The following is a 26,640-nucleotide window of genomic DNA, read 5'->3' on the forward strand; positions in this document are numbered from 1 at the left end:
GCCGGGAAACAGCCATAGTCCGGGATCTGTGCCGTCCGCGCGGGCTAGCGATGAGGCATGGATGGTAACTGTGTTGTGCCGTACCGACCTCGGCGTCCTCGACCGCGACAACCTCCCGGCAGTCACCGGCGCCGACGACGCCGCGGAGGCGCGTTGGGTTAGTGCCAGCACGTATGACGAACTCGTTGCCTGTGCAGCCGCAACAGGTGGTCGGATCTTTGCCGCCCATCGTGACATGCTCGCCGACGTGTTGGGGTAGCTCGAGCCAGAACTGCCGGCCGGCGGAGTCACGGAGCGCGCGCAACCCGTCCTTGTCTTGGCTCTCCGTAACCGCCGGAAAGTTGGACTGGGCGGCCCATAAGCCGGCTGGGCGCCCCGGTTGCGTGCCCAGAGCGTGCCCAGAGGAACCACAACCAGGCCCCACAGACCGGCACAGACCAACATCGTTGGGTTCTCCAACTGACCCATGCCCCCTGCCTCACCTGGACAAACCAGCACTCAGCTAGACTGCTTACCGGCAAACAGCACTACGCCGCCTTAGCTCAGTTGGCCAGAGCGACGCACTCGTAATGCGTAGGTCCCGAGTTCGATTCTCGGAGGCGGCTCCACACACTGACCACCAACGACGAAAGCTCACCAAACGCCAGCGGGATCGAACCCCCTAGGCCAGCACTTGGTTCCGCGGTGCCTCGCCGGCCGCGACACGGCGCAGGTTCGCCGCGATCTCGGCGGTCCGGCTGCGGAAGGTGGCCGCGGTGACGCCGGAGATGTGTGGGCTCATGAGGACATTTCTCAGGTCTCGGAACGGAAAGTCGCTCGGCTGCGCTCGCAGGTCGAGGCCCGGGTAGTGATACCAGACGTCGATCGCCGCACCCGCGATCACTCCGTCCCGCAGCGCCTCGTACAAGCCGCGCTCATCGACCAGCGGCCCACGTCCGACGTTGACCAGGACGGCGCAACGCCGCATCCCCGCGAGTTCCGCCGGCCCGATCATGCCGGTGGTCTGCTCGTTCAGCGGCGCGCTGAGTACCACGGCGTCGGACTCGCTCAGCAGGTCGGCGAGCCGGTCGACGCCGCCCAGCCAGTCCAGGCCGTACTCGGCCGGGTCACCTTTGCCGCGGCCGGTCACGGCGATCCCACGCATGCCGAAGGCGCGCAGAAACCGCCACGAGGAAACCCCGATGTGGCCGAATCCCACGAAACCGACGGTCTGACCGTCCAAAGTGGACGGTTGGGCCATCAGGCTGGCCCGTTTCGGCGTCAGCCAGTCACCGGACCGCAATGCCCGATCCTGCTCCGGAATCCGCCGGTTCAGCAGGATCAGCGCGGAAACGACGTACTCGCCGATCGACGGGCCGTGGTGGTAGGTGTTGGCGCACACCGCATCCGCTGGCAGCGCACCAAAATCGATGCCGTTCGTCCCCGCGCCCGGCACCTGTACGAACCGCAGCCGACGCGCGCCAGTCGCCATCGACCGAGTCAACACCGACCCAACGTACGCGTCGGCGTCGGCAAGGTCAGCGCCGACCGGGCCCTCGGTAAAGCTGTCGTGCCAGGAAAACACCGCGTCCGGCGGGCCAAGCTCGACCATCAGGTCACGGTGCGGCAGCAGGTACGGCTCGGCAACGACAACCTTCACGACGGCCCTCCGGGTCGGACTGTGCTCACCATAGCCCGCCCAGTTGTCAGCCCCAGAGTCCCCGGAATCGGCGTTGTCGCCGCCAGCTCAGTATTTCGCCGACTGCGTGACCGGATCTGGGCGGCCGACATCTCGCACCGGGACGCGACATGCAAAGTTTCGCCGGGACTTGACCAAAAACCAGGCGCCCAGGCATCGACCGCCTGATAGGCGCCGGTCCAGAAATCCTTCTTGTTGTCAAAGCCTGATGTCGTTTTGTGGCTGGGCATGCCTCCGAGGAGAGGGGAAAATCAAAGGTCGGTGAAGCCGGTACGCCAGGATGGCCGCTCGGGTGTCCACTTGAGACGGTCGCGCGCGTGGCGGTTGTCCGCGCCCCGGGCCCACGGCTGCCGGTCGCCGCCGGCGGTGGGCGACGGTGCGCCGACGGCCCGGCAGAAGGCTGGCACCCAGATCGACCCGGCGGCCGGCTCGTCGTCACAGACGTTCACCGCACCGGTGGGCCAGCACAGCGCCATCGCCGCCGCGGCCGCGGCGTCGTCGATGTGCACGAAACTCGCGATGTCGCCAGTGGCCGGCAGCTCGCCAGCGCGCGCCTTGTCCGCCATCAGGCCGTCCTTCGCATACCAGGTGCCCGGCCCGTAGAAGAGGCCATAGCGCAGCACGACCCACTCGGGTGCCTCGCGTACGGTCCGCTCCAGCTCGGCGACCGCCGCAACGGTCGTCGCTCGTACGCCCTCGGCTTGGACATCGAGCGGTGTCTGCTCGTCCGCTGGCGTCTCCCCCGGCTCATACGCCCATCCGATGCTTTGCGCGACGATCCGTCGTACGCCCGCCGCCAGCGCCGCGTCCGTGAGGTTGCGGGTGCCGCGCCGGCGGATCTCCGCGTTCGCGCCGGTGTCCCCCGCCGAGAGGTCCGTCAGCTGGTGCATAACGACATCCGGAGCGGCCTGCCGTACGGCGGCGGTCAACGCATCGAGGTCGTAGACGTCAGCCACGCCGCGTCGGCTCCGGCCGCCCGAAGGGCATCTGCCTGCGTCTCGCGCCGGGTCAGTCCAGTGACCTGATGACCGTCGGCGACCAGTATCGGAATGAGGCGACGCCCCAACGCGCCGGTCGCACCAGCCAAGAAAACACGCATCGTCAGCTCCTCACCAGAAATGCCATCGCTGTCAACGCTATCCGCGCTTGTCAGTGGCAACAGGTCCAGTTCAGAGCCAATTCGACGGTCCGCTTCAGTGCACCGTGTCGACCTGCAGCTGGCTCTGCTTCGGGTTCGAACACACCTGCTGCGACATCGCCACGAACGCCGCGCCGTAGTCGTCCGGCGGGTAGATCCGCAGCCCACGGACCTGCACCAGGTTGCACGGCTGCAGCGGCCCGTTGCTGGTGATCACCAACGTACTGATCGCATAGCCGCCGGCCGGAATGGTCACCTTGTGTCCCTTCGCCTTCGGCTGGCGAACCGCCGCCGGGCCGACCTGGGTGCCCTTGTCGCCGGCGACGAAGGAGACGCCCGGCGAGCCCCACAGATAGCAGGACTGCTTGGTGGTGTTGGTGAACCGCAGGTAGTAGCCCACGTGGCCGGCGGCACCACCATCACCGCTCGCGACCGTGACCTTGAGGCCCTTTCCGACCGTGCAGTTGGTCAGGCCCGCGTTCGAGGCGCCGCCGTTGCCACTGCCGGCTCCGGACGTGCTGCCTGACGTGCCGCCGGACGACCCGTCCGACGAGCCCGTACCGCCCGGTGTCGACGCCGTCGGAGCAGGCGTCGGTGTCGAGGACGGCGATGGGCCTGCGTTGCCACCACCTTGCCCGCAACCAGCCAAAACGACTGCGGCCAGCCCCATTGACACCAACAGGCTGCTGTTCTTTCCCATCGTTCCTCCCCCGCGGATACCGTCCCGGTAACCATGTCTCGCCGCCTAAGACGCCGCTCGCCCGCCGTTGGTTGTCCAGCCGACGATGTCCGTTCAGCTGGTGATGCCGTCGAGGATGGTGATCAGGTTGTGGTGGAAGGTTTCCTCGGGGTTGAGGTGGGCGCCGTCGATGACGAGCCGGGCGACGGTGGGGTAGCGGCCCGTTTTGAGCATGCGGGTCAGGTACGGCCCGAGGGTTTTCTGCCAGGTGGTCACGTCGGTGCCGGTGGTACGGGCGGTGCGTCGCTCGGTGACTTCCCTGCGGAGCGCTCCGATGACGAAGGCGTTGAGGGCGCCGACGATTCGCTGGAGGTCGTCGATGTCGCGTACGGCGGGTGCCTGACTGAGTGCCGCCGCGGTCGATTCGCCGACGGCGAGCGCGTGTGGCCCCAAGTGCGGCCTTCCGCCGAGCAGGTCGGAGAACCACTCATGATCAAGGGTGGCATCGCGGGTTCGGTGATATATGGCCAAAACGGTGGCGCGCCACTGCGAGTGCTGGTCGGCTTCGGCGATCTGGGCGTAGATGGCGTCGACCATGAGATCGAGCAGTTCGGATCTGTTGACCACGTAGTCGTAGAGCCGCATCGGACCGACGCCGAGCTCCTTTGCGAGCTTGCGTACCGACAGACCGTCGAGGCCGTGTACGTCCGCGAGCTGGATCGCCGCGGCGGCGATCTTCGCGCGGCTGAGCGGCACGGGCGCCGACCGCGGGTGCGGCTCCGGCCGTTCCCAGACGGGCAGCGGTGCGCTACCGTACGGCGTATCCATAAGGTACAGCGTACGGTAACGGAGACGATGATGCGAATCGCGATAGCTGGTGGCGGCCTCGGCGGCCTGACCCTGGCCAGGGTCCTGCACCTGCACGGCATCCACGCGCAGGTGTACGAGCGTGAGGCAACCCGATCCGCGCGATCACAGGGCGGCATGCTCGACCTGCATGCGGAGTCCGGGCAGCAGGCCCTGGCCAAGGCCGGTCTCGCCGGCCAGTTCCAGTCGAAGGCGCGGCCGGAGGGCGAGGAACATCGCATCCTCGACCCGGCTGGGCGCATCCTTGTGCACCACATACCCAAGCCCGGCTCATTCTCTGGACGTCCCGAGATCGATCGGAGGGCGTTGCGCGATCTCCTGCTCGATTCGCTCCCCGGCGAGGCGGTGGCCTGGCAGCGTCGGCTCGTCGCGGCGACGCCACGAGCCGGCGGAGGTTTCGGGCTGACTTTCGATGACGGGCACAGCGCCGACTGCGACGTCCTCATTGGCGCGGACGGCGCACGCTCGGTCGTCCGGTCCCTGCTGACCGACGCGCCACTGTCGTACGTCGGCACCTCGGTGGCGCTGACCATCAGCGATGTTGACCGGCGTTATCCGGACATCGCCGAGCTGGTCGGTCCGGGGAACATGTGGTGCGTCGGCGTGAGCCAGATCCTCTCGGCGCAACGCCTCGGCGACGGCAGCATTCGAGTCGGGATGTCCCTGGGGCCGACCGATCGCCACGTGGACACGTACCGCAGCAAAGCCGGTCTGCTGGACATTTTCGCTGGCTGGGCTCCCCAGGTCACCGCGCTTATCGCGGCCGGCGACGGCTCGCCTTTCGTACGCAGGATCGAGACGATGCCCACCGACGCACGCTGGGACCCGCAGGCGGGTGTCACCCTCATCGGGGACGCCGCACACCTCATGCCGCCGGTCGGCGAGGGCGCCAACCAGGCCATGCTCGACGGCGCCGAACTCGCCGCCGAACTCGCCGCGAATCCCGCCGATCCCGACTCGGCGATCCGTGCGTACGAGCGGGCGATGTTCACCAGGATCCAGCCGATCGCCGAAATGTCCGCGCGCATCCAGGCGATGATGATGTCTCCCACCGCGGCCGACGACCTCGTCCGCTTCTTCACCCCGCGGACCACCGAGCCGGCACCCGCGGACTGACAACTACTGGGGTCACACCCGTACGACAAACGTCAGGGGTGCTGGAGCCGCTGCATGATCAGTGGGATGAAGTGGTCCATGTCGGCCTGCAGGCACGGTTGCTGGGCATGTTTGCCGGTGCAGCCCGGCGCCCAGGCGCTGCCGTCGCCGTAGTCGGCGAAGTCGTACGGGATGCCGGCGGCCTTGAGGTTGGTCGCGGTCACCAGGGCGGTTTCCCTGGCCCGGTTCTCGATCACGGCCTGGATCGGATCGACGGTCAGGTCACCGCCGTTGCCGACGTACATCGCGACTCCCATGCCGCGCAGCGACGCGACATGCTGGGCCGGGCTCTGCGCATTCCACGCACCGTCCAGCGGCCAGGTCGGCGGGCCGAAGATCGAGTCGACGGCCACCGTCGGGGTGCCCGACGCCGGGTCCAGTTCGGTCTCCACCACCGCGGCTCGCTGCTCCTGGCTGAGCAGGTCCAGACCGCCGGAGAGGCTGCCCACATAGCTGAACAGGTCCGGCCGGTCCTCGGCGTAGTGGAACGCGCCGAAGCCGCCCATCGAGTGGCCCACAATCGCCCGGCCAGCCCTGGTGGCGACGGTTTTCAGGTTGGCGTCGACCAGCGGGATCACCTGGTCGAGATGGAAGGTCTCCCAGTTCTGCGGGCCGAGCGCGCCGGGGTTCGCCCAGTTCGCGTACCAGCTGCGTACGCCGTTGGGGGCCACCGTGATCAGTGGTACGCCTTGCGTCGACTGCTCGGTGATCTGCAGGTTCGCCACGGTGTTCGGCCGGTCCGGGTTGCCGTGCAGGTTATAGAGGACCGGATAGCGGGTGGCGGCTGCGCCGTCGTACCCGGCTGGCAGGGTAACCATGATCAGGTGCTGCCCAGCGGTCTGGCCCGGCAGCAACGTCGGATTCGGAACTTGGTCGGAGCTCACCGCGAAAGTAAAAGTGCGGTGGTTGGCATCCACCCACGCCGGCTGGCTGACCACGGTCAGCCCGAACCCGTCGGCGAAGTGCGGCGGCGCAGCCTCGGCGGCTTCGGTCGGGGCGGCCGCCAGTACGAGTGCGACGGCCAGACCCGCCCCACCACAAAGTAACGCCCGGAAACGGATTCTCATCGCATTCCACCTTCGCCAGAGATGACCTCGCCCCGTCGGCGAGCGCCGGCTTTTCGTCGGCGCCGCTCATGATGCGGTTCGTACGCATAAACGGACCAGGCAGGAGGACCGGCCAAATATGGCCGGATATCCCGCTAAGGTCGGCGGGGTGACGAGCCAGTTCGGAACGCTGCTGCGTCAGCTGCGGCGGCAGGTCGGGATGACCCAGGAACAACTGGCCGAACAGTCCGGGTTGGGCGTACGCACCATCCGGAGACTGGAAACCGGCGAGCCGACCGACCCCCGGTTGGGAACAGTAAAACTGCTTGCCGACGCGTTGGGCATCGCGCCGCAAGAGCGCCAGAACCTGCTGTCCGAAGCCGGCGGCGCAACGCCCCCGGACCCGCCCCCGGACGCCGTTCCGGTCGCCAGTGAACCGGCCGGCCAGCAGCGCGGTACGCCCTCGGCGGCCGGGATCGCGCTGGCCGAAGCCGCCGGCCAGCTGGCCCAGGTGGTCAGCGACCGCTGGCAGCGCGAGGAGGAACAGCGCCGGATCCACGACCCGTTTCCGCTGCCGGTCCGGTGGCGGCCGGTGGCCGCGGAGCTGACCGACCACTGGGACAACATCCGCCGCATTCCGGCCGGGGCCACGTCCGGCCCGTTGGACCTGGCCGGCGACCTCGCCGCGATCGCCGACACGTACCAGCGGATTCCCTCCGGACGGCTGGTGGTGCTGGGCCGCGCCGGATCTGGGAAGACGGTCCTGACCTCGCGATTCGCCCTGGACTACCTGCGCACGCGGACCAGCGCCGACCCGGTGCCGGTGATCTTCAGCCTCGGGTCTTGGGATCCGACGACCACCGCCCTGCGGGACTGGCTGACCGATCAGCTGCTGCGCGACTACCCCGGCCTCGCGGCGAGGGCACCGGCCCGGTCGACGCTGGCCGCCGCACTGGTCGGGGCCGACCTGATCCTGCCGGTGCTGGACGGGTTCGACGAGATCGCCGACGGTCTGCACGGCCCCGCGTTGGAAGCACTCAACGCCTCCTCATTGCCGTTGCTGCTGACCAGCCGTCCCGGCGAGTACGCGCGAGCGGTGGCGGCGACCGATGTGCTGACCCGCGCCGCCGGGGTCGAGCTGACCGATCTCACCCCGGCCGACCTGGTCAACTACCTCCCCCGCAGCACCCGCCCGAACGCGCCGGGCAATGGCTCCACCAGCAGCGGTACCACCGGGACCGTGTGGGATCCCGTCCTGAACGAGCTGTCCGCCCACCCGGAACGCCCGGCGTGCGCCACCCTCGCCGCGGTCCTGAGCACCCCATTGATGGTCGTCCTCGCCAGGACCGTTTACAGCGACACCCTCGACCCTGACCCGGCGGCGCTGCTGGACACGCACCGTTTCCCCAGCTCGCAGGCCTTGGAAGAGCACCTGCTGGGCAGCTTCGTACGCACCGTCTACCGGCACCAGCCGCACCACCACCGGAAATGGGACCCCGAAGATGTCCAGCGCTGGCTGGGTTACCTCGCGCGGCACCTGGATCGGCGCGGCACGTACGACCTCGCGTGGTGGCAGCTCGGCGACTCGCTGCGCCGTTCGTCGCGCATCCTCATTGTCGTGCTGACGGCCGCGCTGGCCACCGCCGGTTCCGACTGGCTCGTCTCGCTGCCCCTGGACCTGACCAGGTACGGAGGCTCGTTCGGACTCGGCGCCGGGCTGCTGGACGGCGTGCTGGTCGGCTCGCTGGTCGGCCTCGCCTTCGGGCTCGTGTACGGGCTGATGGTCGGATACGGCGGGGTCCGGTTCGAACCCGCCCGCGTCCGCGTACGGCTGCCCGGCCGGGGCGGCAGAACCGGCGGCGGCCTCGTCCGCAGGTTCGCCGGCAGGTTCGGCGGCGGCCTGCTGGGCGGGTTCGCGGTGGGCCTCGGGTACGGGCCGGTGACCGCGGTGGCGCGGGGGCTGTTCTACGGGTTTGCGGCCGACCTCGGGGTGGTGGTCAAGGTCGCGCTGATCAACACCCTGGTGACCGGAACAGTGTTCGGGCTCGCGGCCGGGTCGACGTTCGGGCTCACCGCGGTCCTGGAGGCACCGCTGGATCTGAGCGCGGCGACCAGCCCGACCGGGCTGCTCGTCACGAACCGTACGACCGTGGTTCGCCAGGCGCTGATGCTTGGCGTGCTGCTCATGGTCGCGATCATCTTTGGCGGCCAGTTGGTTGTGGACCTCCTCCAGGGAACGCTGGGACCGCTCGTCTGGGGCATGCCCGACTCGCTCGTCATCGGGGCGGTGGGCGGGCTGGGAGGCGGGCTCTCGTACGCGTTCGCCTTCACTGCCTGGGGCCAATGGGTCGTCCTGTCACGCATCTGGTTGCCGCTGACGGGCCGGCTGCCCTGGGCGACGGTCGCCTTCCTGGACGACGCTTACCGGCGCGGCGTCCTGCGTCAGGCCGGTGCGGTTTACCAGTTTCGCCACGCCCGGCTCCAGGACCACCTCAGCCGTACTTTCGCAGCTCGCGGCGACGACCGGTCGTAAATGGCCGGCCGCTGGCCTGGTACGCGGACGATCCGGACGAAACGATCAATCTTGCCTTTGACCCCACACCCTGGGTCATCCGCAGCATCGACCACAGACGAGGAGAAACCGTGACGAGAAGGCTCAGTCCGCCACGACTGCGATGGGGTTTGGCCATCGTGCTGTCGATCGCCACCGCCGCCAGCGTGACCATCGGGTCGGCCGCTGCGGCCCAGGCCACCGCGGTACGCCCAGCCGGGGCCTGCGGTCCGGTCATGTTCGTGGTTCCCGGCTACCAGGACGGCGGGGCTTTCAAACTCCTGGACCGGAATTTCTCGCCCGGCGGAGCCGACCCCGTACGCATCCCCTACCCCAACAGTGTCACCGACGTGAACCTCTACAGCGATGTCGACGCCGGTGTCGCCAACCTCAGGACGGCGCTCTACAACCTGTACGTCACCTCAGGATGTGACCTCAGCACGAAGGTCTACATCGTCGGGTTCAGCCTCGGCGCGCTGGTCGCGGGCACCGTCCTGGAAACCGAACCGCCGGGCCGGAACATCCAGGGCGTGCTTTTCTCCGACGGCCGCCGCCAGCCCGGCGAGTCGAACTGGCCGGGCGACCCCGGCGGGCTCATCGGTTACCTAAACGTGCCCGGCCCCGGTGGCACCGGCGACCGTCCGCTCGACGGATTCAAGTACCCGACGCTGAGCCTCTGCAACGGGCCGAACTCGGCCGGCGGAGCGGACCTCATCTGCTTCGGCGGCAACAACCTGGACAGCTACCGCACCTCGCACCCGTACTACAGCTTCGATGTGGCCACCGAACTGAACATCCACGGCGAGGGCCCGTACCCATACAACCTCCGCAACCGCGTCATTCCGTAAGCCGCCTCGGACCCGAACCGAGGAGCGTTTCCCTGGTTCGGAGGAACCGTCACTCAGGGCCACGTTTGGTGCGAGCGCACCAAACGTGGCCCTCTGAGTGCGACTAGGAAGATGAGACAGCGGAGGCCGTACGCATTGACCTACGCGTCGAGCGCGGCCACCACTTCCCGCAGCTATGCCTCGACCGGGTAACCACCGTCATCTCCGCCGCCGTCCCCGCCGCCGTCCCCGCCTCCGTCCCCGCCTCCACTGTCGCCGGAGCCGCCACTGTCTCCACCGTCGCCAGAATCGCCGCTGTCGCCGGAGCCGCCGGAATCTCCAGAATCGCCGGAGTCACCGCTATCACCGGAATCGCCGGAATCGCCGCTGTCTCCAGAGTCGCCGCTGTCACCGGAGTCACCACTGTCACCAGAATCGCCGGAATCGCCACTGTCACCGGAGTCACCACTGTCTCCAGAGTCACCGGAATCACCGCTATCACCGGAATCGCCGCTGTCACCAGAGTCGCCACTGTCACCGGAGTCACCAGAATCGCCGGAGTCACCGCCGTCTCCAGAGTCGCCGGAATCTCCACCGTCGCCAGAATCACCGGAGTCGCCACCGTCTCCGGAATCGCCGGAATCTCCACCGTCGCCAGAATCACCGCTGTCACCAGAATCGCCGCTGTCGCCGGAGTCTCCGCTGTCCCCAGAATCCCCAGAATCGCCACTGTCGCCCGAGTCGCCACTGTCGCCGGAGTCGCCGCCCGCGTTGGCGGCTCCCTGCCGCAATATCTCCCTGAGCAGCGCTAGTGAGCCACCGATCAGTCCACCGGCCAGTCCGAGAACGGCGGTGCCGCCACCGGGTTCCAGAACTGTTCCAATACCACCACCGATGGCCGCGCCCGCGGCGAATCCCGCTCCGAACCTGCTCAGCCGCCGGTCGAAGTCGTCGTCCCCGACATTGCTCTTGTCGCTCAGGTCCGCGGCCTCTTGTGCCACTTTCTGCTGGAACAACGTCGAGAGCTCCTGCGCCAACTGCTGTTGCATGGCCGGCCCGTCCGCTCCCATCTGCGGGTCACCCAGTTGGGCGTACGTGTCGTCGTACTGGCTGACAGCGTTGCTGATGAACGTTTTGGTGCTGGTCAACGCGCCGGCATAGTTGCTGGCCTTGGTCGCCTGGTTCGCCATTGCCTGGCCGAGGAGCTGGAGCTGCTGTCCGTGCGAGTCGATTGCCGAGCCGAGGCTCGAGCCGGCCGGGTCCTGCCAGGCCGCCTGCGTCTCGCCGAACGCCTTGTTGGTCTGAGCGGTGGCGGTCGCGGTGTCCTGGCTGGCTCGCTGCCATGCGTCGGCGAGCGCGGTCATCTGGGCTTCGTTTCCCTGCGGCCAGGGATCTCCCTGTGCGACGATCGCGCCCCACAACGGCCCGGTCGGCTCCGGAATCGTTCCGTCGAGCGCGCTAGTCATGACTGATCTCCCCGAAAAAGCCGCGCGACATGGTGTCGGCGGCCTCGTAGTTGTCGATGCCGCGATGGCCCGCGTCGGCGAGCAGACCGGGAACCTGGACCGATTTCCGCATCGCCTTGGCGATGATGGTGGCTCTGGGCTGGTACGTCTGGAGGAAGGTCTGACCGAGGAGGTCGCTGCCCGTCTGTCCAGATGCACCGCTGATCGCACCATGAGCGGACGACCAGTTGGACGTAAGGTCCTGACCTGCCTGTCCCAGTACTGTCATGGCGTATCGGGCATCGTCGGTGATCATGGAAATGTCACCAGAATCGGTTGCCATTTGCGTGCTCCCATCCCACGGCTGCGATTTGTCACTCAGTCTCAGCAGTGCCGGGTGGGGTGTCACAGCCTTGTCAGGTTCATGCCAGATCCGACCGGCGTACGAGTGATGTCGGAATTCTGCTGCCCACCGAGACGAGTCAGGGATGACGCTGGCTGGCGTCCCCGTTCGACGTTCCCCGGATGGACTCGACGACGGCGTCCTGCGCCGCGTGGGTGGTCCGCAGGAAGTCGAGTACGAGCCGCAGCTCGCCGTCGCCGTACTTGTGCAGGCGGGCTTCGCCGTGCTGGCGGGCGGGGGCCAGCAGCGGGGTGATCGCGTCGACGAGCTTCGCGGTGGGTACGACCAGTTTGCGCCGGCCGTGCTGCGGGTCATCGTGCCGGGTGGCGTATCCAGCGCGTTCCAGGCGGTCGACCAGGGTGGTCATGGAACCGCGGGTCAGGTGCAGCCGAGCGCCGAGCTGGCTGGCGGTTTGCGGTCCTTCCCGCACGATCAGGTCCAGGCAGCGCAGGTCCGTGCGGTTGACCCCCAACGCGTCGGCCAAGGCCTGGTCGCGGTCGTCATAGACGGCCTGCAAATCGGCCAGGGCCGCGCTCACCTGAGCGACCAGCGCCTTTCGACTCGGCGGCATTCGACCTCCAAAGATGTTTGACAATCAAGCATACTTGCCCTAGTGTCCTACTTGCTTGATAGTCAAACATAACGGAGGGGTTCCCGATGTCGAAGGAAAAACAAGAACACGGTCTGATCGACTTCACCGACCAACTGGCCGGTGGAGTGCTGTCCTGGATCGCCGGCAAGGACACCATCCGATCTGGACGCTCGGCGGTGGATTCCACGCTCGGCGAGCTGGTGTCGTGGACCGGGCTGGTACGGGCCGGTGACCGTCGTGCTCGGTAGTCGGCTGCCGGCCACCTTTGCCGGTCTGACACTGGTCGCCGCGCTGGCGGCCCCCACCGGTACGACTGCCGCTGCTCCCGCCGGGGCCATCGCGTGGACGACGTGCGAACAGCCGGCGGCGGCGAAATACCAGGCGCGGTGCGGCACCGTACGAGTGCCGGTGGACTGGGCGAAGCCGTCGGGACCGTCGATCGCGCTGGCGCTGCTGCGAGTTCCGGCCACCGGCGACTCGACCGGCACGGTGGTGTCGGATTCGGAGGAACTGGCCGGCTACGGCGGCTCCCAGATCTCGTTCTTCCTTCAGCACGGCGGAAACTACCTGTCACGGCTGCCCCGTACGCACGCCACGAAGGACATCGTCATCTTCGACCCGCGCGGACTTGGCGGCAGCGCCGGCGTGCACTGCGCGGTGCCAGGCCACGACCCGGCTGTCTCCAGCTTCGCGACCTCGGTCGGCACGTACGACCGGCTGCTCGCCCACAATGCCGCCACCTTCGCCGGCTGCCAGGGCACCGCGGGCCTGACCGCGCACATGGGCGTCCACGATCAGGTACGCGACCTGGACGCGATCCGTTCAGCGCTTGGCGAGTCGCGGCTGAACTGGCTCGGCCAGGCCGACGGCGGCGAACGCGGAGCGGCGTACGCGGCCGCCTATCCCGGCCGTACCGGCGCCATCGTCCTGGACGCGGCGGTCGACCCGAACCGGTCGGCGGCGGTACGGGCGATCGACGCGGCCAGCGCCGAGGAGACCGCGTTCACCCATTTCGCGACCTGGTGCGACACCGACACCACCTGCGCGCTGCACGGCCAGGACGTGGGCAAGGTCTTCGACCAGGTCGTCGCCAAGGCCGACGCCGGCGGTGTGTCGAACCAAGCGCCGTCTCCCCGACCACTCACCGGCGCCGAAATCCGCATCACCGCCGGGCAGTATCTGGCCGGCTATCCCTTCGCGTGGCCGGGCCTGGCCGCCGGCATAGCCAGCGCCGCCAACGGCAACGGCCAGACCTTCGCCACCTATTCGGCCCTCACGTACACCGACCCCGACTACACCGCCAGCCGCATCCAGACCTGCGCCGACAGCCCCGCACCCGCCGGCCTGCCACGGTTGAGACTCCTGGCCCAACTGGTCCGACGAAGCGCACCCCACACCGGCGGCCTCTCGATCGCCTGGGAGGCGATGGCCGGCTGCGTCGGCCAGCCGACAGCCCATCCGTACACCCTTCCCGCCCGCGTCCGGCCGAGCTCGTCCATCCTGGTCACCGGCACCACCGGCGACCCCATCTCCCCGTACGCATGGACCCGGAGCCTGGCCAGCGACCTGGCCGGCAGCCGACTGGTCACCGCCACGATCGACGGCCATGGCGCCTTCGACAACTCACCCTGCGCCGACGGCGTGATCGACGGATATCTCGCGAACGGAACGCTCCCCGCGGCCAACCTCGTCTGCCGGACCTAAGCACGGCAGACCTGGAATTCTCGGGATTTCGGGTCGCCGGCGCACATTTGGCGCGGTCGTATAGTGGCCTGATGAACGCGCGGGCGGGGGCGCCGAATGAGTTCGTTGTGCAGGTCGATCAGGGCGTCGTGGCCCAGGCCCGGGCGACCACGTTGCGGGCGTTGACTTTCTCCGCCGGGGTGAGCCTGGTCGGCGGCGGGCTGATCCTTGGCATCGGGATCCTGGTCGGCTTCTTGATCGCGACCGTTGGCGGCGAACCGCTACAGGCCTTCTGGCTTGGCCCGATTGTCGTGCCAGGACTCTTCCTGACGTACGACGGATGCCGCAAGCGCGCCAGGATCCGGCGGCTCCGCACCACCTGGGCGGCCAGCGGGATCGCTCCGGTCGCGATGCGGTTCTCCCCGCTCGGGCTGCGGGCCAGCATCGACGCGGCGCCGGACTCGGTCTTCCTGCCGTGGAGCACGGTCGCGGGACTCCGCCGCCACGCCTGGCGAGGTCAGCAGTCCCTCGTGATCGACCTGATGCCCGGGGTCAGTCCGGCGACCCCCGGCGTACAAGGCATCGCGCACCCCGAGGTCCAGCGCGTCCTGCACCGGAAGGTGCTGGGCACCACCGGACTTCGGGTCGCGACCCGAGTTCTCCGGCAGCCGGTTCCGGAGATCGACCAGGCGCTGGCCGCTTTCACCTCGGGACGGCTCCGCATTCGCTGAGCAGCGGTCAAACCTGCGCCCGCATCCCTGCCCACAGCAGGTCGACCAGGGCTTTCGTGTCGGCTTTCCAGTTGCCTTCCGGGTCGAGGAACATCAGGCCGCCGAGGCCGCGCATCAGGGTCTCGACGGTCAGGTCCGCTCGGATCAGGCCGGCCTCGACGTTGGCTTTTCGCAGCGTGTCCAGCGCATCCAGCAGCGACTTGTACGTGTGCGTGGGTAGCTCGCCCGGGCCAGCCCGCAGGGCGGTCATCAGCCCGCGTTTGGTCATCATGTAGTGCGCCAGGTGGTCGATCACCCAGACGCGGAAGGCGTTGTCGGGTGACTGCCGTTCCAGCAGGGTGGGCACGATGTCGATGAGGTGGTTCACCTCGCGTTGGTAAACGGCCAGGATCAGGTCCTCTGGCGTGGGGAAGTGCCGATAGACGGTCCCGACGCCGACGCCGGCCAGTTTCGCGATCCCGTTGTACGACACGTCTCCGGTGCGTCTCAACGCCTCGGCCGCGACAACCAGGATGCTCTCGTGATTGCGTCGGGTGTCCGCCCGGCGCGGGCTGACCGATCCCGTCGGCATCCTTCCTCCTGGTCTCGCTAGCGCGCTTCTGGAATGCCCGGCCTTCGTTTGCCAAGCGGATTTTAATCCGCTAGCCTCGGTCGAGCAAGCCGAAGCGGATTTCTATCCGGATCGGCGCCAACCCCAGAATACCCACAAGCCATGCGGCCGGAAGCCTGGCTGCATGGCGATCCGCGGGAAAGAGATCCCAGTGGACATCTCACTTGACATCAATGGCAGGTCGGAGCCGCTCAGCGTCGATCCGGGCGTGACGCTGCTGGACGCCCTGCGCGAACGGCTCGGCGTCACCGGTCCGAAGAAAGGCTGCGACCGCGGCCAGTGCGGCGCCTGCACGGTGCACGTCGACGGTAAGCCAGTGCTCGCCTGCCTTACCCTCGCCGCCACCGTACGGCGGCCGGTGACCACGGTCGAAGGACTGTCCACCGGGGACGAGCTGCATCCGGTTCAGCGGGCGTTCGTGGATCAGGACGCATTGCAGTGCGGCTTCTGCACGTCCGGCCAGATCATGTCCGCGGTCGCCGCGGTGCGTGAGGATGTGTCGGATGTACGCGAGTTCATGTCGGGCAACCTCTGCCGCTGCTCGGCGTACCCGAACATCATCGCCGCGATAAAGCAGGCATCAGAGCAGGCGGCAGCAGACACGAGGCGGGCCGATGCGACCGTTTGAGCTGACCAGGGCCGCCACGGTGCAGGACGCACTCGAGTCCACCGGCGCCTTCCTCGCTGGCGGCACCACGCTGGTGGATCTGATGAAGCTGGACGTCCTCACGCCGCCATGCGTGCTGGACATCAACGACCTCCCGCTGCGCGGCATCAGTACGTCCGACGGCATGCGTTTTGGCGCGCTGGAACGGATGGCCGACGTCGCGGCACATCCCGGCGTTTACCCCGCGATCTCCAAGGCCCTGGTGCTCAGTGCCTCGCAGCAGCTGCGGAACATGGCGAGCATCGGCGGCAACCTGATGCAGCGCACCCGGTGTTCGTACTTTCGCGACGTCACCATGCCGTGCAACCGGCGGGTTCCGGGCAGTGGATGCCCCGCGATCGGCGGCACCAACCGGATGCACGCGATCCTGGGCACCAGCGACGCCTGCGTGGCGACCCACGCCAGCGATGTCGCGGTAGCGCTGGTCGCACTGGACGCCGAGGTCGTACTGACCAGCGCGGACGGGACCCGGACGCTCCCGCTGCGGGACTTCTACCGAGTTCCGGGTTCGACCCCCGAGGTGGAGAACGACCTGCGTGCCGGCGAACTGATCACCGAGGTGTACGTGCCCCGGCTGGACTGGGCCGCCACCTCCACGTACGTGAAGGTGCGCGACCGCCAGTCGTACGAGTTCGCGTTGTGCTCGGCCGCGGTCGCCCTCGACGTACGCGACGGCCGGATCCTGGACGCCCGGGTCGCGGTCGGTGGGGTGGCGACGGTGCCGTGGCGGTTGACGGCGGTCGAGGCCGCGCTGCAAGGAGCGCAGCTGACTGAGGAGGCCTTCGCGGACGCTGCTTCGGTGGCGGCCGAGGGCGCGCATCCGTTGTCCGGCAACGAATTCAAGACCACCCTGCTGACGCGGACCATCGTCCGCGCGCTGCTGGAGCTGACCGAAGGGAGCCACCGATGACCGGCAGGCTGGACGCCGTGCCGAAGGTCACGGGGCGGGCCAAGTACGCGGCGGACAACAACTTCCCCGGCATGGTCTACGGCTATGTCGTACTCAGCACGATCGCCTGCGGCGAGATTGCCGCCATGGACGTGGCAGCGGCCAAGAGCGCGCCTGGCGTCGTCGCCGTGTACACGCCGTTCGAAGGGCTGGGGCTGTCCGTCGCGTCGTCGCCGATGATGGGCGAGACCTGGGTTCCGCTGCGCAACACCGACGTCGCGTACCGCGGCCAGCCGATCGGCGTCGTCGTGGCGGAGACGTTCGAGCAGGCCCGCGACGCCGCCGCGCTCGTTCAGGTGTCGTACGACCAGAAGCCGGCGCGTACGTCTTTCGAGGCCGGGATCGCCACCGCCGAGGACGCACCCGCGTTCATGGGCAACGAACTTTCGGCCACGGTGCTCGCACCGGGCGTCGAGTCCATTGAGGACGCGCTCGCGGCCAGCCCGGTTGTCGTCGAGGCGACCTACCGTACGGCGACCCAGAACCACGCTCCGATGGAGCCGCATTCCGCGGTCGCCGTCTGGGCCGACGGCACCCTGACCATTTACAGCGGAAACCAGGGCAGTGACCTGCAGGCGATGGAGGTGGCCGGTGCGCTGAACCTGCCGATTTCAGCCGTACACGCGGTGAATCCGTACGTCGGCGGCGCGTTCGGGGGCAAGGGGCGTACGTCCGTGCCAGCGTTCCTCGCCGCGGCCGCGGCCCGGGCCCTGAACCGCCCGGTCAAGTGCGCGCTCACCCGTGAACAGGTCTTCACCGCGACCGCGGGCCGCGCGGCCACCCTGCAGAAGATCGCCCTCGGCGCGGACAAAAACGGCACGTTGCTGGCCGTACGGCACGACTCGTGGTCCAGCACCGCGATGGATCGCTCGTTCGTGGAACCGACCTCGCATGGCACCTCGCGCGAGTGGTACGCCACCGAGAACCTGTCCATCAGCCAGAAGATGGTCCCGCTGAACGTCCCGCTGACCACGTTCATGCGTGCTCCCGGCGAGGCGCCCGGCTCGTTCGCGCTGGAAAGCGCCATGGACGAGCTGGCCGTCGCGTTGAAGATGGACCCCATCCAGCTGCGCAGGCGGAACAGCTCCACCGCGCCGCCCGGCAAGGACCTGCAGTGGTCGAGCAAACATCTCGAAGAGTGCTTCGACATCGGTGCGCGGCGGTTCGGCTGGGCTAATCGGTCACCACGCGGGCGCGTGGACGGCGACTGGCTCGTCGGCATCGGCACGGCGACCGCGATGTTCCCGGCGCTGCGGTTCCCGGCCACCGTCGAGATCACGCTCAACGCGGACGAGACAGCCGAGGTCCGTACCAGTGGCGCCGACCCGGGCACCGGCCTGCTGACCGTGCTGTCGACCATCGGCGCCGAATCGCTGGACATCGCACCGGAACGGATCACCCCGCGACTCGGCGACTCCCGATATCCGTCCGGTGGCATGTCCGGCGGCTCGACCGCCACGGCGAGCGCTGGTACAGCCATCATGGTCGCCGCGACCGAGGTCATCGACGACCTGCTGGCGCTCGCCTCGGCGCCGGGTGGACCGTACGAAGGCCAGGAAGTGACCTACGCCGACGGCCGGGTGTACGGCACCGACGACACCGTGCCGTTCGGTGAGCTGTTGCGAGCAGTAGGTCGCGAGTCCCTGTCCGCCAAGGGATCCTCGGCGCCGGGCGAGGAAATGACCAAGCACTCGTTCAGCTCGTTCGGGGCCCAGTTCTGTGAGGTACGAGTGCACCGCCTGACCGGCGAGGCCCGCGTGTCGCGCCTGTTGGGAGTGTTCGACGCGGGCCGGATCATCAACGAGAAACTGGCCAGCAGCCAGCTGTCCGGCGGCCTGATCTGGGGCGTGTCAGCGGCACTCCACGAAGGCCTGGAGATCGAATCGGACGGCCGTCTCGCGAACGCCGACTTCGCGAGTTACCTGCTCCCGGTCAACGCCGACATCCCCGCCATCGATGTTGAGTTCGTGCAGTACCCGGACACCCTCCACAACGCGGTCGGTGCCCGCGGCATCGGCGAGATTGGCGTGGTCGGCGTCGCGGCGGCGATCGCCAACGCGATCTACAACGCGACCGGCATCCGCGTCCGCCACATCCCGATCACGATCGAGGACCTGCTGGTGCACTGAGCTGACCGACACATCACCGCTGATGAGCAAACCGGCAGGTGCCATCGGACGTCTTCTGATCGACTTTTTCGTTGAGAGGAGCTCCGGGGTGGTACGCCGCATTCGTGTCTTGTTGATGATGATCCCGTTCCTGCTGGCCGGCGTACTGGCGACGGCGTCGCCAGCCTCGGCCGTCATCGGCGGAGCGGTGAGCCCGTCCGGGCCGTGGGCCGTACGGATATTGCTGGACGGCCATCCGTGGTGCACCGGTACGGCGATCTCGCCGCAGTGGGTCATCAGCGCGTCGCACTGTTTTTTCGACAAGCCGGACGCTCCTTTCGCCGACTCGCGACTCTCCTTTCGAGTCGGCAACCTGGATCAGCGCAAGGGCAGGCTCGTCCACCCGATCCCGCACAGCCGGGTGGACAACCCGCACGCCGACATCACGATGATCAAGGTGCAGCCGATGAATGTCCCGGTGGCCAAGCTCGCCACCACGTCGGTCCACATTGGACAGATCGTGCGCCAGTACGGCTGGGGCGCCACTTGCACCAGCGACGAGAACGCGTGCCAGTCGAACGTACTGCGGCAATCGGTCCTGCGAGTGGTGTCTCCTCACGACCCACGCTGTGTGGGGCTGGTGGGACCGGGTGGCACCGACTTCTGCGCGCAGAAGGTCTGGGGCATTCCCGCCGGCGGCGACTCCGGCGGACCGGTCATGACCGGTGCGGCAGCGGGGACGCAGGTGCTGGTCGGCGTCCTAGACGGCTCCGACCGCGACAGCACCGCCAACGCCGGGCAGATTTTCGCCCAACTGCAGTGGATCCACGCGGTCTTGCGCAAATGACGAATTAGTGACACTCCCGATCTCGATGTCATAGCTGTGGCATCGTGAGGCACCACGGGAGAGGGCGGCATGATCGACTGGCTCAACCATGTGCTGTTCGTGCTCGGCGACGACCAGGTGTCGGTGGCTGAGCTGCTGGGATTCGTGACTGGCGGGGCCTGCGTCGTACTGACGGTCGTCGCCCACGTGGCGAACTTCCCGGTGGGCATTGCCAACAGCGCGTTCTTCCTGGTCCTGTTCGTGTCTGCGCAGTTCTACGCGGACGCGGGCCTGCAGGTGGTCTACATCGTGCTCGGCTTCATCGGCTGGTGGCAGTGGGTACGAGGCGGCCCGCAGCGGTCGGCGCTGGAGGCAGGGCGGGCGAGCCCGCTGACGCTGGCCGGTTGCCTGGTGTTCGTGCTGGTCGGTACGGCGAGCCTGACGGTCCTGTTGACGGCGGTGCACGACGCGGCGCCGTTCTGGGACGCGCTGACCACCGCGATCTCGCTGGCCGCGCAGTATCTGCTGAACGCGAAGAAGATCCAGAACTGGTTTTTCTGGATCGCCGCCGACATCATTTACGTGCCGTTCTACCTGGCCAAACAACTGGAACTAACGGCGATTGTGTACGTGCTGTTCCTCGGCTTGTGTGTGCTCGGCCTGCGGCAATGGCGGCGAAGCCTGGCCACCGCATGACGTACGAACACGGCCTGGTGGTAGGCAAGTTCTACCCGCCGCATACCGGCCACCATCACCTCGTACGGACAGCCGCGGCCCGTTGCCGGCGGCTGACGGTGTTGGTGGAGGCGGCCAGCGTGGAGTCGATCCCGCTGGCGGACCGGGTGGCCTGGATGCGCGCGGTGCACCCGGACGTGGAGGTCGTTGGCACCCGTTGTGACGTGCCGGTGGACATGGCGGACGAACCGATCTGGGCCGCGCAGGTCGCAGTGATGCGCGCGGCGCTCGGGAACGCACCGGTAGACGCCGTGTTCTCCTCGGAGAAGTACGGCGACGAGCTGGCCCATCGGTTCGGCGCGGAGCATGTTGTCGTCGATCCGGACCGCCTGCACGTACCCGTGTCCGCGACCGCAATCCGGGCGGACCTCGCCGGCCAGTGGGACTTCCTGGACCCGGTGGTACGCGCCGGGCTCGCGGCTCGGCTGGTGTTCGTCGGCGCCGAGTCGACTGGCACCACCACGGTGTCCCGGCTGGTCGCGGAGGCGTTCCGCGACCGGGGCGGGGGGTGGCGGCGGACCGGCTGGGTGCGGGAGTACGGCCGCGACTACACGTACGAGAAGTGGCGGGCCGAGGGCGGCGAGCTGGATCAGCTGGTCTGGGACCAAAAAGACTTCGACCTGATCGCCGTGGAACAACGCCGACGTGAGGAAGAGGCCGCAGCGGCTGGCTCGCCGCTGCTGGTCTGCGACACGGACGCGTTCGCGACGGCGGTGTGGGAGCGCCGGTATCTCGGGTCGTGGCGACCGCGACGGGGACTCGGGGATTTCTACCTGCTCACAGACCACGTCGGCGTGCCCTGGCTGAACGACGGCCTACGCGAAGGCGACCTCGCGGTCAGGGCCGAGATGACGGCGTGGTTCACCACCGCGCTCCAAGAGGCAGGCCATGCCTGGGCGCTGCTCACCGGCAGTCTGGAGCAGCGCGTACAGCTGGCCATCAAAATCGCCGAGCAGACCCTGCGGCAGCGATCCACCTTCGCGAAACCGCTGGGATAGCGCGGCCGATTGGGGCGTCCTTTCCCGCAAAGGTTGGATCCAAGGTGACATGGCTTCTCGGTGGTCGCGTTCTATAAGAATGCCGTTACGTCCTAATTGAAGGAGCGGCATCAATGACGACCATTGACCAGCGAGTGGTGCGTACCGCGTACCAGCAGTCGATCGCCGACTACTGGAACAAGGAAAAAGACCCCGTCAACCTGCGGCTCGGCGATGTCGACGGTCTCTACCATCACCACTACGGCATTGGTGCGTACGATCCCGCGGTGCTCGACGCTGCCGCCGCGGTTCGCGACGACGCGATCGTCCAGGAGATGCACCGCCTCGAGACCGCGCAGGCCGACGTTCTGCTCGACCATCTCGGTGCGATCGGTCCCGGTGACCGGTTGCTGGACGCCGGATGCGGCCGAGGCGGCACCAGCATCATGGCCAACCAGCGCTTCGGCTGCCAGGTGGACGGGGTGTCGATCTCGGAGCAGCAGGTCGGGTTCGCGAACGGGCAGGCGGAAAAACGCGGAGTTGCGGATCAGGTCAAGTATCACCTTCGCAACATGCTGGACACCGGTTTCGAGACAGGATCGTTCAGGGGTGCCTGGAACAACGAGAGCACCATGTACGTCGACCTGTACGACCTGTTCGCCGAACACGCCCGCCAACTCGCGCCCGGCGGCCGCTATGTCACCATCACCGGCTGCTACAACGATGTCACCGGCGGCCGGTCGCGGGCGGTGAGCCAGATCGATCAGCACTACATCTGCAACATCCATCCCCGCAGCGAATACTTCAAGGCCCTGGCCGCCAACGGGTTCGTCCCCATCGCCGTTGTCGACCTGACGGCAGCGACGATCCCGTACTGGGAGTTGCGAGAGCAGTCCGCGGTCGCCACCGGCATCGAGAAGCCGTTTCTCACCGCGTACCGCGAAGGCAGCTTCCACTACCTGCTCATCGCCGCCGACCGGATCTGACCACAGGAGGAGTCAACGGTGATGGACACCGCTGCCGCGTTGCGTACCGGACCGACCGGCCTCGGTACGTCAGCGGCCCGCATGACGGCGCGGTTCGCGTCCGCTGGGGGACCCGATCGGGGGTACGCGGAAATCCCCTGGGGCGACGGGTCGGCGTCACCGCTCTACTGCCCAGTGGTCGAGCGGGTCAACGAGCCACTCGCCGAGGAGGTCGACCGCCGCCTGGTTGTCTGGGCGCAGGAGTGCGGATTCACCGGCGAGGGACTCGACCAGATCCGCGAGGCCGGCTTCGGGCGGCTCGCGATGCTCACCCACGCCGACGCCGACGATCCCGATCTGCTCCTGATCGCGGCGCAGTTGAACGCGGCCTGGTGGGCCGCCGACGACTACTACGCCGACGACAGCGAACTCGGTGCCACGCCAACGAAACTCCCGCCACGGCTCGCGCTGGTCATGGCGGCGATGGACCCGGTCGCGCCCGCTGGCGAATTCTCCAGTCAGCTCGACGAGGCCCTTCGGGGCGATCCCATTCTGGTGGCGCTGCACTCCAGCGTCGGCCACCTGGCCCGCCACGGCACACCCGTACAAGTCCAGCGAGTGTGCTACGCGACCTTCTCGATGTTCGTCACCTGGAGCGCCTACGCGGCGTGGCGGCACACCGGTGCCTACCCACCGGCGTGGGAATACCTCGCCGCGCGCCAGCACGACAGCTTCTACACCTCGATGACCTTGGTGGACCCCGTCGGCGGATACGAGCTGCCGGCGGGCCTGTATTACGACCCTCGCGTTCGACAGGCCCTCATGCAGGCAGGCACCGCGTCCGTACTCGTGAACGACCTCCATTCGGTGGCCAAGGACGCCGCCGACGAGAAGCCGGTCTGCAACATGGTCCTGCAGGTCGCGGCCGACCGGAACTGCTCCATCCAGGAGTCAACCGAGATCACCGTCGATCTTCACAACAATCTCGTACGCGACTTCGAGGCAGGTCACCGAAAACTCCGAACCGTGCCCTCACCCGAACTGCACCGTTTCCTGAACGGAGTCAAGGCATGGATGGGCGGTGGCCTCGAATGGCACGCCACCAACCCCCGCTACGAAAGCTAACCGCCGGACTCGCTTGCCGGGGGTGGGTTTGAGAACACCCGTAGGCGTTGTTGGTCATGGGACAAATCCCATGACCAACAACGAAAGGTCGGGTCAGGGAGCGTCGTAATAGCTCGTGTAGGCCTGCACGTTGCCGGGCTGGACCAGTACGCCGGTCAAGTAGGAGTCGTTCGCGGCGGTGGCGGCCGTCAAAACCAGGCTGGCCACGTCACTGCAGGGCGTACTTGGCGAAAACTGTGAGTGGTTGTGCCAAAGTTGCAAAGAGAAAGTGCAGTTGGCCGGAGCCGAGGAAAACACGGCGTAGGCACGAACCTGCCCGCCCTGGAAGGACAGACACGGGGTGACAGTGCCGCCACCCTGCAGGTTTGTCGTATTTTCACAATGGGTGACAGGTGCGCTTGGAGCAGCGATGGCCGGAGCCGCGAAGCCCACGGTCAGCGCACCAGCGGCGGCCACGGTCAAGGCTAGCCGGCGGGCTATCGAAGTCGTCATTTTTTGGCCTTTCTGCAGAGGGATCTCGGACCGCCAGGTGGTCTCACCACCGGACGGTTGGTCGCTGCTCCCCGATATCCCTTCGTCATTCTTGGGGCGGATTCACGACATCGACAGACACGACACAAGTGTGGCCAAGGTTCACTTATGTCCCCATGCGGTCGCGAATGCCGGCCCCCGCATTGCCGCGCCACCCCAGCACTGTCGCTCTCGTGCGCAGGTCAACTGGTGGGCACGTACCACCGCTGCTGTACGGCGCTGTTGCAGTCCCACAGTTGGACCGGAGTTCCGTTGCCGTAATAGTTGATGTTGGCATCGAGGCACCGTCCGAATCGGTAGTTGACAAGGCCGAAATTGGCGCTGTTGTTCCAGGTCTGCTGAGCGGTGCCGTTGCAGTCCCACAGCTGAACCCGCGTCCCGTTACCGCCGTGGGTCGCGTCCGCGTCCAGGCAGCGATTGAATTTCGCGTTGACGATGGTGTTTCCGTTGACGTACCACCGCTGCTGGACGCTGCCGTTGCACGCCCACAGCTGCACGGTCGTACCGTTGCCACCTTGAGTGGCATTCGCGTCGAGGCAGCCATAATAGCCACTGTTTATCTGTTTCGCGGCCGCCGCGGTCGCCGGCGACGCGAACCCCGCGGACATCGCCGCGAAGACGGCAACTGACAGCAGGATGGCAGCAGTTCTAGTGACTCGTACTCCGCGCATGAGACCTCTCCAAAAGTGGGAAATGCGAAGCCAACTCGCGTCTTGACGACACGCTTTTTTTTGTTTAGCAGACTTCGATTGTTCGGAATCGGGCGACAGCACGCCGAACAACAATTTCCCACCATACGAAGGCCCAGTTTCACTGGTTCTATCACATAATGTCACCCTCTGCGGTGCTCAAGCGCGTATTAATGCGCCTCTTGCCGAGGCTGCATAGGCAGCCGGAATACCAGCACGAAGGCGGCTGCGAGCGGTACGAGGCAGGCCCACGCGGTGATCTGCAGTGCGTGTGTCGGGACGTGGCGGTCGAAAGCGGAAAAGAAGATGGTGCCAAGGACGGCGACTCCGAGCGAGGACGACAACTGTTGGACGGCTTCCATGACACCGGAGGCCGAACCGACTTCGGCCATGGTCACGCTGGTCAGGATGAACCGGAAGAGCTGCCCGACGCAGGCGCCAACGCCCACGCCGATGAACAGGAGCGCGGGGACAAGGTCCCAGCCCGAGGACGTACGGGCACCGGTCAGCGTCAGGGCGAGTACGGTCGAGCCGCCGCCGATGAACAGGATGCCGGCGTGCAGCAGGTGACGGCCGAACCGCTTGACGAGGGCGAGCGAGGCGACCATGCCCAGCACCATGCCGATGACCATCGGCGTGAGCGCCAGACCCGCGTGCACCGGTGACCAGCCTTCGCCGAGTTGCCCGTACAACGAAATGCAGAGCAGAAGCCCGCTGAACGCCCCGAACAGGGCCAGCGTCACGGCGATGCCGCCGAGGAAAGTGCGGTTGGTGAGCAGGCTTGGTTCGATCAGCGGGCTGTGCTTGCGGCGCCGTTCCCAGAGCAGGAAGACCAGCAGCAGGACCACCCCGGCGGCGAGCAGACCGAAGCACCAGGCGGGCCAACCGGCGGCTTGGCCCTGGATCAGCGGATAGATGATCGCGACCAACCCCAGCCCCACCAGGCCAACGCCGCCGAAGTCGAGCTTGACGCCCGGATGGCTGGCGCCCCGCGGCAACGAGCGGATGGCCAACGGCAGCATTAGTACGCCAATCGGCACATTGATGAGGAACACCAGTCGCCACCCGGTGCCCCATAGGTTGGCGTCCACGAGCGCGCCGGCGAGCAGCGGAGCGATCAGCATGGCCACTCCGGTGACGGGACCGAACGGCCCGGTCGCCTTGTCGAACTCGTCGTCGTCGAAGACCTCCTTCAGCAGGCCGAAGCCCTGCGGGATCATGAGCGCGCCGAAGGCTCCTTGCAGCGCCCGAAAAACGATGAGCGCGCCGATGCTCGGCGCGAAGGCGCACGCGGCTGAGAAGAGGGTGAAACCGGCCGAGCCGACCAGGAACAGCCGACGCCGGCCGAGGATGTCGCCGAGCCGCGCGCCGGCGATCAACAGGACGGCGAAGGCGAGCGTGTAGCCGGCGCTCAGCCACTGGATCGTGGCCGCGCCGCCGCCGAGATCACGGTGGATGGCTGGCGCCGCGACGTTGACGATCGTGGCGTCGAGTACGTCGATGGTGCTCGCGGCCAGCACAACGACCGCCACGACCCAGCGCAGCCGGTAGCGCTGCCGGGCGGTGGAACTGCTGATGGGGACGGTCTCCATGAGGTCCTCCTGAGCTTGGACCAGGTACAGTGTTTGTTACGAACACCGTACGCCCCGAACGGCGTTCGTAA

General features: G+C 67.5%; 28 protein-coding genes and 1 tRNA gene. 16 read left to right on the forward strand and 13 right to left on the reverse strand.

The window, feature by feature from the left end; genetic code table 11:
• Positions 1–61: 61 nt before the first annotated feature.
• Together ABD301_RS01835 and ABD301_RS01840 are read left to right on the forward strand one after the other, a co-directional pair.
• Positions 62–259, forward strand: coding sequence for a hypothetical protein (locus tag ABD301_RS01835; protein WP_279580020.1), 198 nt, complete (start codon positions 62–64; stop codon positions 257–259).
• Between the two features lie 272 nt (positions 260–531).
• Positions 532–608, forward strand: a tRNA-Thr gene (locus ABD301_RS01840).
• A 53-nt stretch (positions 609–661) separates the two neighbouring features.
• On the opposite strand, the gene ABD301_RS01845 is transcribed toward ABD301_RS01840, so the two are convergent.
• The 5 genes from ABD301_RS01845 to ABD301_RS01865 all read right to left on the reverse strand — a co-directional run bounded on the left by ABD301_RS01845 (position 662) and on the right by ABD301_RS01865 (position 4,323).
• Complete coding sequence (locus ABD301_RS01845) at positions 662–1,639, reverse strand: 2-hydroxyacid dehydrogenase (RefSeq protein WP_344306493.1); 978 nt, start codon at positions 1,637–1,639, stop codon at positions 662–664.
• A 290-nt stretch (positions 1,640–1,929) separates the two neighbouring features.
• Positions 1,930–2,634 carry an NAD-dependent epimerase/dehydratase family protein gene (locus ABD301_RS01850; protein ID WP_344306495.1) on the reverse strand — a complete coding sequence of 235 codons (705 nt, stop codon included), beginning with the start codon at positions 2,632–2,634 and terminating at the stop codon, positions 1,930–1,932.
• Entirely contained in the window at positions 2,604–2,777 is a 174-nt protein-coding gene (locus ABD301_RS01855; RefSeq protein ID WP_279580024.1) for an NAD(P)H-binding protein, read from the reverse strand. The genes ABD301_RS01850 and ABD301_RS01855 overlap by 31 nt, the downstream gene beginning before the upstream one ends.
• A 94-nt stretch (positions 2,778–2,871) precedes the next feature.
• Positions 2,872–3,516, reverse strand: coding sequence for a DUF4232 domain-containing protein (locus tag ABD301_RS01860; protein ID WP_344306497.1), 645 nt, complete (start codon positions 3,514–3,516; stop codon positions 2,872–2,874).
• Positions 3,517–3,609: 93 nt separating this feature from the next.
• Positions 3,610–4,323 carry a TetR/AcrR family transcriptional regulator gene (locus ABD301_RS01865; RefSeq protein WP_344306499.1) on the reverse strand — a complete coding sequence of 238 codons (714 nt, stop codon included), beginning with the start codon at positions 4,321–4,323 and terminating at the stop codon, positions 3,610–3,612.
• A 30-nt stretch (positions 4,324–4,353) separates the two neighbouring features.
• Between ABD301_RS01865 and ABD301_RS01870 the strand changes: the two genes are divergently transcribed.
• Positions 4,354–5,478 (forward strand): FAD-dependent oxidoreductase, encoded by a 1,125-nt coding sequence (locus ABD301_RS01870; protein ID WP_344306502.1) that lies wholly within the window; start codon positions 4,354–4,356, stop codon positions 5,476–5,478.
• A 32-nt stretch (positions 5,479–5,510) separates the two neighbouring features.
• Here ABD301_RS01870 and ABD301_RS01875 read toward each other — a convergent pair whose 3' ends face one another.
• Positions 5,511–6,584, reverse strand: coding sequence for an alpha/beta hydrolase (locus tag ABD301_RS01875; RefSeq protein WP_163568073.1), 1,074 nt, complete (start codon positions 6,582–6,584; stop codon positions 5,511–5,513).
• A 148-nt stretch (positions 6,585–6,732) separates the two neighbouring features.
• Here ABD301_RS01875 and ABD301_RS01880 point away from each other — a divergent pair, with 148 nt between their 5' ends.
• Both ABD301_RS01880 and ABD301_RS01885 read left to right on the forward strand, forming a co-directional pair.
• Positions 6,733–9,096: a helix-turn-helix domain-containing protein gene (locus ABD301_RS01880; RefSeq protein ID WP_344306504.1), complete on the forward strand. Its 2,364-nt coding sequence runs from the start codon at positions 6,733–6,735 to the stop codon at positions 9,094–9,096.
• Between the two features lie 110 nt (positions 9,097–9,206).
• The gene (locus ABD301_RS01885) at positions 9,207–9,962 is read left to right on the forward strand and encodes a hypothetical protein (RefSeq protein ID WP_344306506.1); all 756 of its coding nucleotides are present in this window, start codon (positions 9,207–9,209) and stop codon (positions 9,960–9,962) included.
• 173 nt (positions 9,963–10,135) lie between these two features.
• Here the strand turns inward: ABD301_RS01885 and ABD301_RS01890 are convergent, their stop codons facing one another.
• From ABD301_RS01890 to ABD301_RS01900, 3 genes are all read right to left on the reverse strand, one after another.
• Positions 10,136–11,407: a WXG100-like domain-containing protein gene (locus tag ABD301_RS01890; protein ID WP_344306508.1), complete on the reverse strand. Its 1,272-nt coding sequence runs from the start codon at positions 11,405–11,407 to the stop codon at positions 10,136–10,138.
• On the reverse strand, positions 11,400–11,702 hold the full coding sequence (locus ABD301_RS01895) for a hypothetical protein (RefSeq protein ID WP_344306510.1): 303 nt from the start codon (positions 11,700–11,702) through the stop codon (positions 11,400–11,402). The genes ABD301_RS01890 and ABD301_RS01895 overlap by 8 nt, the downstream gene beginning before the upstream one ends.
• Positions 11,703–11,868: 166 nt before the next feature.
• Positions 11,869–12,360, reverse strand: coding sequence for a MarR family winged helix-turn-helix transcriptional regulator (locus ABD301_RS01900; RefSeq protein WP_344306512.1), 492 nt, complete (start codon positions 12,358–12,360; stop codon positions 11,869–11,871).
• A gap of 86 nt (positions 12,361–12,446) precedes the next feature.
• Between ABD301_RS01900 and ABD301_RS01905 the strand changes: the two genes are divergently transcribed.
• The 3 genes from ABD301_RS01905 to ABD301_RS01915 all read left to right on the forward strand — a co-directional run bounded on the left by ABD301_RS01905 (position 12,447) and on the right by ABD301_RS01915 (position 14,795).
• Positions 12,447–12,629, forward strand: coding sequence for a hypothetical protein (locus ABD301_RS01905; RefSeq protein WP_163568077.1), 183 nt, complete (start codon positions 12,447–12,449; stop codon positions 12,627–12,629).
• Entirely contained in the window at positions 12,610–14,085 is a 1,476-nt protein-coding gene (locus tag ABD301_RS01910) for an alpha/beta fold hydrolase (protein WP_344306514.1), read from the forward strand. Before ABD301_RS01905 ends, ABD301_RS01910 begins: the two co-directional genes overlap by 20 nt.
• A 71-nt stretch (positions 14,086–14,156) precedes the next feature.
• Positions 14,157–14,795: a hypothetical protein gene (locus tag ABD301_RS01915; protein ID WP_163568080.1), complete on the forward strand. Its 639-nt coding sequence runs from the start codon at positions 14,157–14,159 to the stop codon at positions 14,793–14,795.
• A gap of 7 nt (positions 14,796–14,802) precedes the next feature.
• Here ABD301_RS01915 and ABD301_RS01920 read toward each other — a convergent pair whose 3' ends face one another.
• Positions 14,803–15,366 (reverse strand): TetR/AcrR family transcriptional regulator, encoded by a 564-nt coding sequence (locus ABD301_RS01920; RefSeq protein ID WP_163568081.1) that lies wholly within the window; start codon positions 15,364–15,366, stop codon positions 14,803–14,805.
• Between the two features lie 163 nt (positions 15,367–15,529).
• On the opposite strand from ABD301_RS01920, the gene ABD301_RS01925 reads away from it, so the two are divergent.
• The 8 genes from ABD301_RS01925 to ABD301_RS01960 all read left to right on the forward strand — a co-directional run bounded on the left by ABD301_RS01925 (position 15,530) and on the right by ABD301_RS01960 (position 23,757).
• Positions 15,530–16,033, forward strand: coding sequence for a (2Fe-2S)-binding protein (locus ABD301_RS01925; protein WP_344306517.1), 504 nt, complete (start codon positions 15,530–15,532; stop codon positions 16,031–16,033).
• Positions 16,020–16,982: an FAD binding domain-containing protein gene (locus tag ABD301_RS01930; RefSeq protein WP_344306519.1), complete on the forward strand. Its 963-nt coding sequence runs from the start codon at positions 16,020–16,022 to the stop codon at positions 16,980–16,982. The genes ABD301_RS01925 and ABD301_RS01930 overlap by 14 nt, the downstream gene beginning before the upstream one ends.
• Positions 16,979–19,150, forward strand: a complete 2,172-nt coding sequence (locus tag ABD301_RS01935) for a xanthine dehydrogenase family protein molybdopterin-binding subunit (protein ID WP_344306521.1) — start codon at positions 16,979–16,981, stop codon at positions 19,148–19,150. The genes ABD301_RS01930 and ABD301_RS01935 overlap by 4 nt, the downstream gene beginning before the upstream one ends.
• An 88-nt stretch (positions 19,151–19,238) precedes the next feature.
• The gene (locus ABD301_RS01940) at positions 19,239–19,976 is read left to right on the forward strand and encodes a S1 family peptidase (RefSeq protein ID WP_344306523.1); all 738 of its coding nucleotides are present in this window, start codon (positions 19,239–19,241) and stop codon (positions 19,974–19,976) included.
• A gap of 69 nt (positions 19,977–20,045) precedes the next feature.
• Entirely contained in the window at positions 20,046–20,651 is a 606-nt protein-coding gene (pnuC, locus tag ABD301_RS01945; protein ID WP_163568083.1) for a nicotinamide riboside transporter PnuC, read from the forward strand.
• Entirely contained in the window at positions 20,648–21,688 is a 1,041-nt protein-coding gene (locus tag ABD301_RS01950) for an AAA family ATPase (protein ID WP_344306526.1), read from the forward strand. The genes pnuC and ABD301_RS01950 overlap by 4 nt, the downstream gene beginning before the upstream one ends.
• A 113-nt stretch (positions 21,689–21,801) precedes the next feature.
• Positions 21,802–22,653: a geranyl diphosphate 2-C-methyltransferase gene (locus ABD301_RS01955; protein ID WP_344306528.1), complete on the forward strand. Its 852-nt coding sequence runs from the start codon at positions 21,802–21,804 to the stop codon at positions 22,651–22,653.
• Positions 22,654–22,674: 21 nt separating this feature from the next.
• Positions 22,675–23,757, forward strand: coding sequence for a family 2 encapsulin nanocompartment cargo protein terpene cyclase (locus ABD301_RS01960; RefSeq protein WP_344306717.1), 1,083 nt, complete (start codon positions 22,675–22,677; stop codon positions 23,755–23,757).
• A 93-nt stretch (positions 23,758–23,850) separates the two neighbouring features.
• Here the strand turns inward: ABD301_RS01960 and ABD301_RS01965 are convergent, their stop codons facing one another.
• The 3 genes from ABD301_RS01965 to ABD301_RS01975 all read right to left on the reverse strand — a co-directional run bounded on the left by ABD301_RS01965 (position 23,851) and on the right by ABD301_RS01975 (position 26,569).
• The gene (locus tag ABD301_RS01965) at positions 23,851–24,249 is read right to left on the reverse strand and encodes a hypothetical protein (RefSeq protein WP_344306530.1); all 399 of its coding nucleotides are present in this window, start codon (positions 24,247–24,249) and stop codon (positions 23,851–23,853) included.
• Between the two features lie 221 nt (positions 24,250–24,470).
• Positions 24,471–24,959, reverse strand: a complete 489-nt coding sequence (locus ABD301_RS01970) for an RICIN domain-containing protein (RefSeq protein ID WP_163568084.1) — start codon at positions 24,957–24,959, stop codon at positions 24,471–24,473.
• Positions 24,960–25,147: 188 nt separating this feature from the next.
• On the reverse strand, positions 25,148–26,569 hold the full coding sequence (locus ABD301_RS01975) for an MFS transporter (RefSeq protein ID WP_344306534.1): 1,422 nt from the start codon (positions 26,567–26,569) through the stop codon (positions 25,148–25,150).
• Between the last annotated feature and the right edge of the window lie 71 nt (positions 26,570–26,640).

Origin of the sequence: Fodinicola feengrottensis, from assembly GCF_039530045.1 — a bacterium.
In the GTDB taxonomy this organism is placed as follows: domain Bacteria; phylum Actinomycetota; class Actinomycetes; order Mycobacteriales; family HKI-0501; genus Fodinicola; species Fodinicola feengrottensis.

Coding starts and splice junctions, on each gene's coding strand:
- ABD301_RS01835 (WP_279580020.1), top strand. CDS start 62: ATGGTAACTGTGTTGTGCCGTACCGACCTCGGCGTCCTCGACCGCGAC.
- ABD301_RS01855 (WP_279580024.1), bottom strand. CDS start 2,777: ATGCGTGTTTTCTTGGCTGGTGCGACCGGCGCGTTGGGGCGTCGCCTC.
- ABD301_RS01860 (WP_344306497.1), bottom strand. CDS start 3,516: ATGGGAAAGAACAGCAGCCTGTTGGTGTCAATGGGGCTGGCCGCAGTC.
- ABD301_RS01865 (WP_344306499.1), bottom strand. CDS start 4,323: ATGGATACGCCGTACGGTAGCGCACCGCTGCCCGTCTGGGAACGGCCG.
- ABD301_RS01870 (WP_344306502.1), top strand. CDS start 4,354: ATGCGAATCGCGATAGCTGGTGGCGGCCTCGGCGGCCTGACCCTGGCC.
- ABD301_RS01875 (WP_163568073.1), bottom strand. CDS start 6,584: ATGAGAATCCGTTTCCGGGCGTTACTTTGTGGTGGGGCGGGTCTGGCC.
- ABD301_RS01890 (WP_344306508.1), bottom strand. CDS start 11,407: ATGACTAGCGCGCTCGACGGAACGATTCCGGAGCCGACCGGGCCGTTG.
- ABD301_RS01895 (WP_344306510.1), bottom strand. CDS start 11,702: ATGATCACCGACGATGCCCGATACGCCATGACAGTACTGGGACAGGCA.
- ABD301_RS01900 (WP_344306512.1), bottom strand. CDS start 12,360: ATGCCGCCGAGTCGAAAGGCGCTGGTCGCTCAGGTGAGCGCGGCCCTG.
- ABD301_RS01905 (WP_163568077.1), top strand. CDS start 12,447: ATGTCGAAGGAAAAACAAGAACACGGTCTGATCGACTTCACCGACCAA.
- ABD301_RS01915 (WP_163568080.1), top strand. CDS start 14,157: ATGAACGCGCGGGCGGGGGCGCCGAATGAGTTCGTTGTGCAGGTCGAT.
- ABD301_RS01920 (WP_163568081.1), bottom strand. CDS start 15,366: ATGCCGACGGGATCGGTCAGCCCGCGCCGGGCGGACACCCGACGCAAT.
- ABD301_RS01925 (WP_344306517.1), top strand. CDS start 15,530: ATGGCGATCCGCGGGAAAGAGATCCCAGTGGACATCTCACTTGACATC.
- ABD301_RS01930 (WP_344306519.1), top strand. CDS start 16,020: ATGCGACCGTTTGAGCTGACCAGGGCCGCCACGGTGCAGGACGCACTC.
- ABD301_RS01935 (WP_344306521.1), top strand. CDS start 16,979: ATGACCGGCAGGCTGGACGCCGTGCCGAAGGTCACGGGGCGGGCCAAG.
- pnuC (WP_163568083.1), top strand. CDS start 20,046: ATGATCGACTGGCTCAACCATGTGCTGTTCGTGCTCGGCGACGACCAG.
- ABD301_RS01950 (WP_344306526.1), top strand. CDS start 20,648: ATGACGTACGAACACGGCCTGGTGGTAGGCAAGTTCTACCCGCCGCAT.
- ABD301_RS01955 (WP_344306528.1), top strand. CDS start 21,802: ATGACGACCATTGACCAGCGAGTGGTGCGTACCGCGTACCAGCAGTCG.
- ABD301_RS01960 (WP_344306717.1), top strand. CDS start 22,675: ATGGACACCGCTGCCGCGTTGCGTACCGGACCGACCGGCCTCGGTACG.
- ABD301_RS01965 (WP_344306530.1), bottom strand. CDS start 24,249: ATGACGACTTCGATAGCCCGCCGGCTAGCCTTGACCGTGGCCGCCGCT.
- ABD301_RS01970 (WP_163568084.1), bottom strand. CDS start 24,959: ATGCGCGGAGTACGAGTCACTAGAACTGCTGCCATCCTGCTGTCAGTT.
- ABD301_RS01975 (WP_344306534.1), bottom strand. CDS start 26,569: ATGGAGACCGTCCCCATCAGCAGTTCCACCGCCCGGCAGCGCTACCGG.